The following is an 8964-nucleotide window of genomic DNA, read 5'->3' on the forward strand; positions in this document are numbered from 1 at the left end:
GGACTTGCTGCGTGAAACACCGCCCGCTCCCCTCTATATTTCTCATCCCCCTCACGCGTCTTTGGCTTAGCTCCCGCGACCGTTTGTCGCTACAACGGTCCGCGCAAGAAAACCCAAACAACAACGCTGAGGGAACAACCATGCAAAAACTCATCGCCGCCATTGCGGGCGGTCTCGCGCTCGCCGCCACGTCAGGCGCGGCGCAGGCGCAGATTTCCGACGATGTCGTCAAGATCGGCGTGCTCACGGACATGTCGAGCCTTTATGCCGATGCGACCGGCAAGGGCTCGCTCGCAGCCGTCGAGATGGCGGTCGCCGATTACGGCGGCAAGGTCGCCGGCAAGCCGGTGCAGGTGGTCGCCGCCGACCACCAGAACAAGCCTGACGTCGGCGTCAACATCGCCCGCAACTGGTACGACAACGACAAGGTCGACGCGATCTTCGACGTGCCGACCTCATCGGTCGCACTGCCGATCTCGGCGCTGACGCGTGAGAAGAACAAGATCAACATCAATTCCGGCGGCGGCTCCTCCGACATCACCGGCCCGGCCTGCTCGCCCAACACGGTGCACTGGACCTACGACACCTATGCGCTGTCGAACGTCGCCGGCAAGGCGATGGTGAAGCGCGGCGAGGACACCTGGTTCTTCGTTACCGCCGACTATGCCTTCGGCATGGCGCTGCAGCGCGACGCCGCCAACGTGGTCAAGGAGAGCGGCGGCAAGGTGCTCGGCGAGGTCCGTCATCCGCTCAATTCGTCGGACTTCTCCTCCTTCCTGCTCCAGGCCCAGGCCTCCAAGGCCAAGGTGGTCGCGCTGGCGAATGCCGGCGGCGACACCACCAACGCGCTGAAGCAGGCCGCCGAGTTCGGCCTCGTGCAGGGCGGGCAGAAGATGATCGCACTGCTCCAGGAGATCACCGACACGCACTCGCTCGGCATCAAGGCGACGCAGGGCCTGATCGTCACCGATGCGTTCTACTGGGACATGAACGAGGAGACGCGCGCCTTCTCCAAGCGCTTCAACGACAAGGTCGGCCACATGCCGACCATGATCCAGGCCGGCCTCTATTCGGCAACCATGCATTATCTGAAGGCGATCGAAGCCATCAAGACCGACGAGGCGCCGAAGGTGATGGCGCAGATGCGTGCCACGCCGGTCAACGACTTCTTCGCGAAGAATGGCAAGATCCGCATCGACGGCCGCATGGTCCACGACATGTATCTGTTCGAGGTCAAGAAGCCCGAGGAATCCAAGGGCGAGTGGGACCTCTACAAGCTGATCGCCACCGTGCCCGGCGACGAGGCGTTCCGTCCGCTCGACAAGGGCGGCTGCCCGCTGGTCACGCACTAGCTTCGGCCATTTCCGTCATTGCGAGCGAAGCGAAGCAATCCACAATCCCTCTGCGACGACAGTCTGAATTGCTTCGTCGCTTCGCTCCTCGCAATGACGGGAAACAGCACGAGCGCGCGCCCGGTGAAAACCGGGCGCGCTTCGCATCAGCCGTCACGTGATCGGCATTACTCCGAGTACTTAAACTCGGGCATGTTCTTCAGCTCGTCCTTGCTCGCATTGAACACGGCATGGTCCGGATACCACTTCGAGCCCGACGACGCGGTCGTGGTGGTCGTGGTCTTCTCGGTGCCCGTCGCAGCACCGGTCGTCGTGGACCCAGCCGGCCTTGTGCCCGGGGCTGCGCCGCTAGCGCCGGTGTAGGCAACGGCCTCGTTGACGAATTTCAGCTTCTCGTAGGGTACGGCGACCAGATGCTCGCCCATGCCGAGGAAGCCGCCGACGCCGATCACGGCGATCTTGATATTGCCGTCCTTGTCCATCAGCAGGTCGTTGACCGAGCCGATGTTCTCGTTGGCTTCGTTATAGACCTTCAGGCCGTCCATCTTGGACGTGCGCCACTGGCCCGACGCTGTGGTCGTCGTGGTGGTGGCGGTTGTGGCCGAGGGCGCCGCCTTGTCCGTGGTGGCGGTCGGCGATTGCGCGAATGCAACAGTCGCAAGAAGTGCGGTGCCGGCAAGACCGGCGGCGATCGATTTCATCAACATTGTTGTCCTCTCCTTCAGCAGAAAACTCGTGGTGAGAGAACAGCGACGCGCATCCGCAGTTCCTTTGCTGCGGCGATTTCGTTGCGTGATTATGGCGCTGCGTTGCAATGAAGTTCCTGCGTGACTCAGGAACGTTGAAATTCCGAACGGTCGAAATGCACAGTTCCTCGCCGACGATCGTGCGCCCTGGGTGAGGCACGATCGCGGCGAGGAACGCGCCGACCCGCGTCGCTCAGGTCAGCTCTGGTAGTCGATCAGAAGCGCCGAGAAATCCGAGCTGCTGGAGGAGCTGCCGTTGGCGCCATAGGAGGATGACGACGATTGCGATTGCTGGAGCGCCTCGAGGAACTGCTTGAGAATTTCCGCCGTGGTCGAGCCGCTCGACGTGCTGCTGGTCGAGTCGGTCGACGACGATTCCGAAGAGCTGTCATCCGGCGGCGGACCGGGCGGCGGTCCCCCGGCGCCACCGGGACCGCTGGCGAAAGCGGACTGAAACACGCTCTTCAGCTCGTCGGCCTGGTCCGACGTCAGCGTCCCGTTCGAGACCTCGTTGGAAATGAGGTCGTCGATCTTCGACTTCATGTCGTCCTTGGACGGCCTGGTGCCGCTCGACTGGTCGCTTGACCGGCTCTGCTGGAGCGCCGTGTCGATGTCGGTCAGCGCCGTCGAGAGCGCCGACTGGTCCGACGACGAGATCGTGCCGGCGGAAACCTCCGATTGCAATTCCTGCTGCAGCCGCTGCAACGGCGACTGGTAATTACCGGCGGAGGCCGCCGAAATCGAGGTCATGATGGCTCCGTGGGTTTTGCGGGGTTTCTTGTGTGGCCGCGCCACGGTATGGTTAACGGCCTTAACGGGACCTTGCCACCCACTGCCCGGGCGTGTCCCTGTGTTTCGGAAAAGGCTACGGAAACAATCTGAAACAAAAATAATCGCCATTTGGCCCGAATCTTGGACAAACAAAGCGCATGGCCATTCCCAATCCCAACATCCTGGTCGTCGAGGACGACCGCGAAACGCGGACGTTGATTGCGAAGTACCTGCGCAACAACGCCTGCAACGTCACCGCCGTGAGCGATGGCCGCGAGATGTCGCGCGCCATGGCCGATCATCGCGTGGACCTCATCATTCTCGACGTCATGCTGCCCGGCGAAGACGGCCTGAGCCTTTGCCGCAAGGTGCGCTCGGAGGCACAGACGCCGATCATCATGCTGACCGCCCGCGGCGAGGACGTCGACCGCATCGTCGGTCTCGAAATGGGCGCGGACGACTATCTGCCGAAGCCGTTCAACCCGCGCGAGCTGCTCGCCCGCATCAACGCAGTGCTGCGGCGCCAGGCTGCGGCGCAGGCGGCAAGCTCGATCGAGGGCGCGAGCACGCTGGCCTTCGAGGGCTGGCGCATCGATCTGCGCCTGCGCGAGCTGCGCAATCCGGACGGCGCGCGCGTCGCGGTGACCAGCGCCGAGTTCGATTTGCTGCGCACGTTCTGCGAACGGCCCGGCCGCGTGCTGTCGCGCGACAGCCTGCTCGACCTCACGCAAGGGCGCAACACCGGCTCGTTCGAGCGCTCCATCGACGTGCTGGTCAGCCGCATCCGCCGCAAGATCGAGCCCAATCCGGCCGATCCCACCATCATCAAGACGGTGCGTTCCGGCGGCTACTTATTTACGCCCAGGACGGAAGCGGTCGCGGCGTCCCTAAGCAGCTGAGGGAACGCCGACGATGAAGCCGTTCGGGTTCTTCCACCTCAAGGGGATCGGCGGGCAGATCGCCGCGCTGGTGCTGGCTTCCACCGTCGCGCTGCATCTCGTCGTCACCACCGCCTTCCTGATCAGCCGGCCGGATCGTCCGGACGCGCCGCCGGACGGCGCCCACCAACTGACCGATGCCGCACTGCTGCTCGGCGCGGCCGAGGCCGGCGAGCGAGCGCGCCTCATCGCAGATCTCGCTCGTGCCTTTCCCAAGCTCGACATCGCGCTGCTGGCGCCCGGTGCGGCCGATGCCGCCGAGGACATCGACAGCCAGCATCTGCACGGCATACGCCGTCATCTCGGGCGCGGCTACAAGGTGGTGCAGCTCGCCCCGGACGGCGCCGCGCACCGCATCGGCGTCGAATTGCCCGACGGCAGCGTGGTTGCCGGGCGCGTCGAGGGCGGACCGCGGCCGTGGTTCTGGGGCGCACCGTGGCTGGTGACGCTGATGACCGCCTTCATCTGCATCACCGTGCTCGGCCTGTGGGCGGCGCGCGCGCTGGCCGCGCCACTATCTTCCTTTGCCAAGGCCGCCGAGAATTTCAGCCTGGACGGCGAGGCCGCCGATCCTCTGCCCGAGCGCGGCCCGGAGGAGATCCGCTCGGTGGCGCGCGCGCTCAACCGCATGCATGAGCGGATCGCGCGGCTGATGTCGGACCGCACCAGGATGCTGGCTGCGATCAGCCACGATCTGCGCACGCCGATCACGCGGCTGCGCCTGCGCGCCGAGTTCATCGAGGACGAGGGCAACCGCAGGCGCATGCTGATCGACCTCGACCAGATGCGCTCGATGCTGGAAAGCGTGCTGTCGCTGCTGCGCAACGACCGCAAGATCGAGGCGGTGACGCTGGTCGACATCGCCAGCACGCTCCAGCTCGTCGCCGACCAGTTCGGCGACATGGGCCATGTCGTGCATTACGAAGGCCCCGCGTCGGCAACCGCCGCCGCGCGGCCCGACGATCTGCATCGCGGCGTCACCAACCTCGTCGAGAACGCGGTGCGCTTCGGCGCCGAAGTGACGATCCGCCTCGACGTCTCGGGCACCAGGCTCGTCATCGACGTCGAGGATGACGGTCCCGGCATTTCGGATGCGCGCAAGCAGGAGATGCTGGAGCCGTTCGTGCGCGGCGACGACGCCCGCACCATGGACGAATCCACCGGCTTCGGGCTCGGCCTGTCGATCGCGCGCGCGATCGCGCTCGCCCATGGCGGCGAGCTGTCGCTGCACGACCGCGAGCCGCACGGCCTGATCGTGCGGATGCAATTGCCGGTCTGGCAGCAGCCGCGGCTTGCGGCGCAGGCCGCCGCCTAAGCCGCGAGCGGCGGGTGCTCGACGGCCAGCTGGTCGAAAATCGCCACCGCCTCGAAGCGATAATGGCAGGCGCGGCAATTCCAGAGATAGGAGATGCGGCCCTCGCCCGGCTCGATCCAGTCGGGCTGCGCGATCGGCGCGCCGCACTGGGCACAGGGATTCTGCCTGGGGACATCGCCGGTGTGGGCGTTGACCATGGTTGTTTTTGTCATGGCACCTCTCCCGATTCGCTGGCCGTACATACTCGCTTTCGCGCGCCAGCGCGAATAGACAGGCGTGCTGTCGCGAGTTTGTCCGCCTGAGGGAACTCTCGCGCCGGCATTGAGTCGTAAGCACGGCCCTGCGCCGCCAAATCGTTAACGGCGGCGTTTGGCCACATCATCGCCGCCTTCAGGAGGCCTAACCGGCAGCCGGGCGCAGATCGCTTAGAGACATCGCCACTCGGGATCGCTGGGATATCTGATGAAAATTTTACGCGTTGCCGCGTTGCTCGCGGCCGGACTGATGTCGTCGCAGGCGGCATTCGCGGGCGAAGCCGAATATGCCGAGATGGTCGCGACCCATGCGCGCGCCAACGGCGTGCCGGAAGCGCTGGTTCATCGCGTCATCATGCGCGAAAGCCGCTATCAGCCCGGCCTCGTCGGCCATGGCGGCACCATCGGGCTGATGCAGATCAAGCTCGCGACCGCCCGCGGGCTCGGCTACACCGGCGATGCCGCCGGCCTGCGCGATCCCAACACCAATCTCACTTATGCGGTGAAGTACCTCGCCGGCGCCTATCGCGCCGCCAATGGCGACCACAGCCGAGCCGTGCGTTATTTCGCGGGCGGCTATTACTACGTTGCAAAGCGCCAGCGTCAGGAGATGGTGCATGTCGCCAATACGGGCGAGAGCTGGCTGGAGCCGAACGGCAATCCGCAGCCGATGTTCGGCGCAGCACCGCACAGGAAGCTCGCCCAGCACGTCCGCAACGCGCGGGCGCAGGTTCCCGGGAACATGCGTTGACTCCACGCCCCACTGGCCTACATTAGAGCCGTTCCGAGGGGTGCTCCGAGGAGGAGCTGAGATACCGCTAAATGGGCAAACCCGCCCAGGACCGCGGTGACCCTTTGAACCTGATCCGGGTCATGCCGGCGAAGGGACAGGGATGTTGCAGACGACCAAGCGACCGGATTCCCCGGTATCCATCATCGGCGCAGGCATTGCGGGTGCCTGGCAGGCGCTGTTGTTCGCGCAGGCCGGCCACGCCGTGACCCTGCACGAGCGCGGTGACGCCGCCATGACCGACGCCACCAGCCACTGGGCCGGCGGCATGCTCGCGCCCTATTGCGAGGCCGAGGTCGCCGAACCCATCATCTCCCGGCTCGGCCAGCGCTCGCTCGACATCTGGCGGCGCGAACTGCCCGACACCCCCTTCAACGGCTCTCTCGTCGTGGCCCATCCGCGCGAGCGCAACGATTTTGAGCGCTTTGCCCGGATGACCGAAGGCCACCGCCGGCTCGATGCTGCAGCGCTGGCCGAGCTCGAGCCATCGCTGGAAGGCCGTTTCCGCGATGCGCTGTTCTTCCCGACCGAGGGCCATGTCGAGCCGCGCCGCGTGCTGCCGAAACTGCACGAGCGCATCAAAGCTGCCGGCGGCACCATCAAGTTCGACAGCGACGTTTCCGCCAAAGACCTCGCAAACCTTGATCCTAAGGGCATCGTGATCGACTGCCGCGGCCTCGGTGCGCGCGACGCGCAGCCGAGCTTGCGCGGCGTCAAGGGCGAGATGATCCTGATCGAGACCGGCGAGGTGCAGCTGTCGCGCCCGGTGCGGCTGATCCATCCGCGCTGGCCGCTCTACGTGATCCCGCGCGAGGACAATCTGTTCATGCTGGGCGCGACCTCGATCGAGGCCGAGGACACCGGCGTCAGCGTCCGCTCCGCGCTGGAGCTTCTGGGCGCGGCCTACGCCGTGCATCCCGCCTTCGGCGAGGCGCGCATCCTCGAATTCGGCTCCGGCCTGCGCCCCGCCTTCCCCGACAATTTGCCGCGCATCGGCATCCGCGGCGACACCATTGCCGTCAACGGGCTCTACCGCCACGGCTTCCTGATCGCGCCGGCGCTCGCCGAGCTGACGCTTGCATATGTCCAGCGCGGCCAGATCGACAATGAGGTGATGCAATGCGCGTGATCGTAAATGGCGAGCAACGCGAGATCAATGCGGCCAGCGTCGACGCGCTGCTGTCCGAGCTCGACTACGAGGGCAGCCATTTCGCCATCGCGCTGAACTATGACGTCGTGCCGAAAAGCCGCTGGGCCGAGACGAGCCTGAAAGCCGGCGACGAGATCGAGATCATCACGCCGCGGCAGGGAGGGTGAGGACATGGTGACCTTCTACGGCAAGACCTTTGCCTCCCGCCTCCTGATCGGCAGCGCGCTCTACCCATCGCCTGCGATCATGCAGGCGGCGATCCGCGCCTCTGGCTCGAACATCGTCACGGTGTCGCTGCGGCGCGAATCCGCCGGCGGCAAGACCGGTGACGCGTTCTGGAATCTGATCCGCGAGCTCGACGTCACCGTGCTGCCGAACACCGCCGGCTGCCGCACCGTGCGCGAGGCGGTGACCACGGCGAAGCTCGCGCGCGAGCTGTTCGGCACCTCCTGGATCAAGCTGGAAGTGATCGCCGACAACGACACGCTGCAGCCCGACGTGGTCGGCCTCGTCGAAGCCGCCGCCATTTTGATCAAGGACGGCTTTGAGGTGTTCCCTTACTGCACCGAGGATCTTTCGGTCGCCAACCGCCTGGTCGATGCCGGCTGCAAGGTGGTGATGCCATGGGCCGCGCCGATCGGCAGTGCGAAAGGCATCACCAACCGCGATGCGCTCAAGCTGATGCGCGAGCGGCTGCCGGACATCACGCTGGTGGTCGACGCCGGCTTGGGCGCACCGAGCCACGCCGCCCATGCGCTCGAGCTCGGCTACGACGCCGTGCTGCTCAACACCGCCATCGCCAAGGCCGCCGATCCCGTCGCGATGGCGAATGCCTTCCGCCTCGGCTGTGATGCCGGTCGCACCGCTTACGAAGCCGGGCTGATGAATGCCCGCGACTTCGCCTCCCCTTCCACTCCTGTCGTTGGGACTCCGTTCTGGCATGCCGTATCCTGATCGTTTTTACCCCGTCGTCGACAGCCTCAAATGGGTCGAGCGCCTGACCAAGCTCGGCGTCGGCACCATCCAGCTGCGTGCCAAGGACCTCGACGACTCGCAGGCCCTGCAGCTCGTCAGCGACGCGCTGGCGATCACCAGCGGCACGCAGGCCAAGCTCGTCGTGAACGACTATTGGCGCGCGGCGATCGTCGCCGGCGCAAAATATCTGCATCTCGGCCAGGAGGATCTGGCCGATGCCGACCTCGCGGCGATCCGCGAAGCCGGCCTGTCGCTCGGCATCTCCACCCATGACGACGCAGAGCTGGAAACCGCGCTTGCGGCAGAGCCCGACTATGTCGCGCTCGGCCCGATCTTCTTCACCACGCTCAAATCGATGCGCTTCGAACCGCAGGGCATTCCCAAGATCACGGAATGGAAGAAGCGCATCGGCACCATCCCGCTGGTCGCCATCGGCGGCATCAAGTTCGAGCACGCCGCGGAGATTTTTGCCGCGGGCGCGGACTCCATCGCCGTCGTCAGCGACGTCACCCAGAATGCCGACCCGGATGCAAGGGTGCGGCAATGGCTCGGCCAGTCGAAGGAGGCGGCGTGATGCGCACGCGCTCTCCACACCGTCATTGCGAGGAGCGAAGCGACGAAGCAATCCAGACTGCTTCCGCGGAAGCATTTCTGGATTGCTTCGCTGCGCTCG

11 protein-coding genes and 1 riboswitch are annotated in these 8964 nt (G+C 65.5%); of the genes, 8 read left to right on the forward strand and 3 right to left on the reverse strand.

The window, feature by feature from the left end; all coding sequences use genetic code 11:
- Positions 1-140: 140 nt before the first annotated feature.
- Positions 141-1352, forward strand: coding sequence for an ABC transporter substrate-binding protein (locus PMI42_RS33235; RefSeq protein ID WP_008143246.1), 1212 nt, complete (start codon positions 141-143; stop codon positions 1350-1352).
- Positions 1353-1519: 167 nt separating this feature from the next.
- Here the strand turns inward: PMI42_RS33235 and PMI42_RS33240 are convergent, their stop codons facing one another.
- Entirely contained in the window at positions 1520-2059 is a 540-nt protein-coding gene (locus PMI42_RS33240) for a PRC-barrel domain-containing protein (RefSeq protein WP_008143248.1), read from the reverse strand.
- Between the two features lie 237 nt (positions 2060-2296).
- A complete protein-coding gene (locus tag PMI42_RS33245; protein ID WP_008143250.1) occupies positions 2297-2848 on the reverse strand; it encodes a hypothetical protein in 552 nt (183 codons plus the stop codon).
- A gap of 179 nt (positions 2849-3027) precedes the next feature.
- On the opposite strand from PMI42_RS33245, the gene PMI42_RS33250 reads away from it, so the two are divergent.
- Together PMI42_RS33250 and PMI42_RS33255 are read left to right on the forward strand one after the other, a co-directional pair.
- Positions 3028-3768, forward strand: a complete 741-nt coding sequence (locus PMI42_RS33250) for a response regulator (protein ID WP_008143261.1) — start codon at positions 3028-3030, stop codon at positions 3766-3768.
- 13 nt (positions 3769-3781) lie between these two features.
- On the forward strand, positions 3782-5122 hold the full coding sequence (locus PMI42_RS33255; RefSeq protein WP_008143263.1) for an ATP-binding protein: 1341 nt from the start codon (positions 3782-3784) through the stop codon (positions 5120-5122).
- Here PMI42_RS33255 and PMI42_RS33260 read toward each other — a convergent pair.
- Entirely contained in the window at positions 5119-5334 is a 216-nt protein-coding gene (locus PMI42_RS33260; RefSeq protein ID WP_008143265.1) for a hypothetical protein, read from the reverse strand. The two genes, PMI42_RS33255 and PMI42_RS33260, sit on opposite strands and share 4 nt — an antisense overlap.
- A gap of 250 nt (positions 5335-5584) precedes the next feature.
- Here PMI42_RS33260 and PMI42_RS33265 point away from each other — a divergent pair, with 250 nt between their 5' ends.
- From PMI42_RS33265 to PMI42_RS33285, 5 genes are all read left to right on the forward strand, one after another.
- The gene (locus PMI42_RS33265) at positions 5585-6127 is read left to right on the forward strand and encodes a lytic transglycosylase domain-containing protein (protein ID WP_008143268.1); all 543 of its coding nucleotides are present in this window, start codon (positions 5585-5587) and stop codon (positions 6125-6127) included.
- 26 nt (positions 6128-6153) lie between these two features.
- A riboswitch (TPP riboswitch) is annotated at positions 6154-6282 on the forward strand.
- Positions 6270-7295, forward strand: coding sequence for an FAD-dependent oxidoreductase (locus PMI42_RS33270; RefSeq protein ID WP_008143274.1), 1026 nt, complete (start codon positions 6270-6272; stop codon positions 7293-7295). Its footprint overlaps the riboswitch before it by 13 nt.
- The gene (gene thiS / locus PMI42_RS33275) at positions 7286-7483 is read left to right on the forward strand and encodes a sulfur carrier protein ThiS (protein ID WP_008143276.1); all 198 of its coding nucleotides are present in this window, start codon (positions 7286-7288) and stop codon (positions 7481-7483) included. The genes PMI42_RS33270 and thiS overlap by 10 nt, the downstream gene beginning before the upstream one ends.
- A 4-nt stretch (positions 7484-7487) precedes the next feature.
- Positions 7488-8270 carry a thiazole synthase gene (locus PMI42_RS33280; protein WP_008143279.1) on the forward strand — a complete coding sequence of 261 codons (783 nt, stop codon included), beginning with the start codon at positions 7488-7490 and terminating at the stop codon, positions 8268-8270.
- Entirely contained in the window at positions 8257-8865 is a 609-nt protein-coding gene (locus PMI42_RS33285) for a thiamine phosphate synthase (RefSeq protein ID WP_008143280.1), read from the forward strand. Before PMI42_RS33280 ends, PMI42_RS33285 begins: the two co-directional genes overlap by 14 nt.
- The last annotated feature ends 99 nt before the right edge of the window (positions 8866-8964 follow it).

The sequence above is a fragment of the Bradyrhizobium sp. YR681 genome (assembly GCF_000282615.1).
In the GTDB taxonomy this organism is placed as follows: domain Bacteria; phylum Pseudomonadota; class Alphaproteobacteria; order Rhizobiales; family Xanthobacteraceae; genus Bradyrhizobium.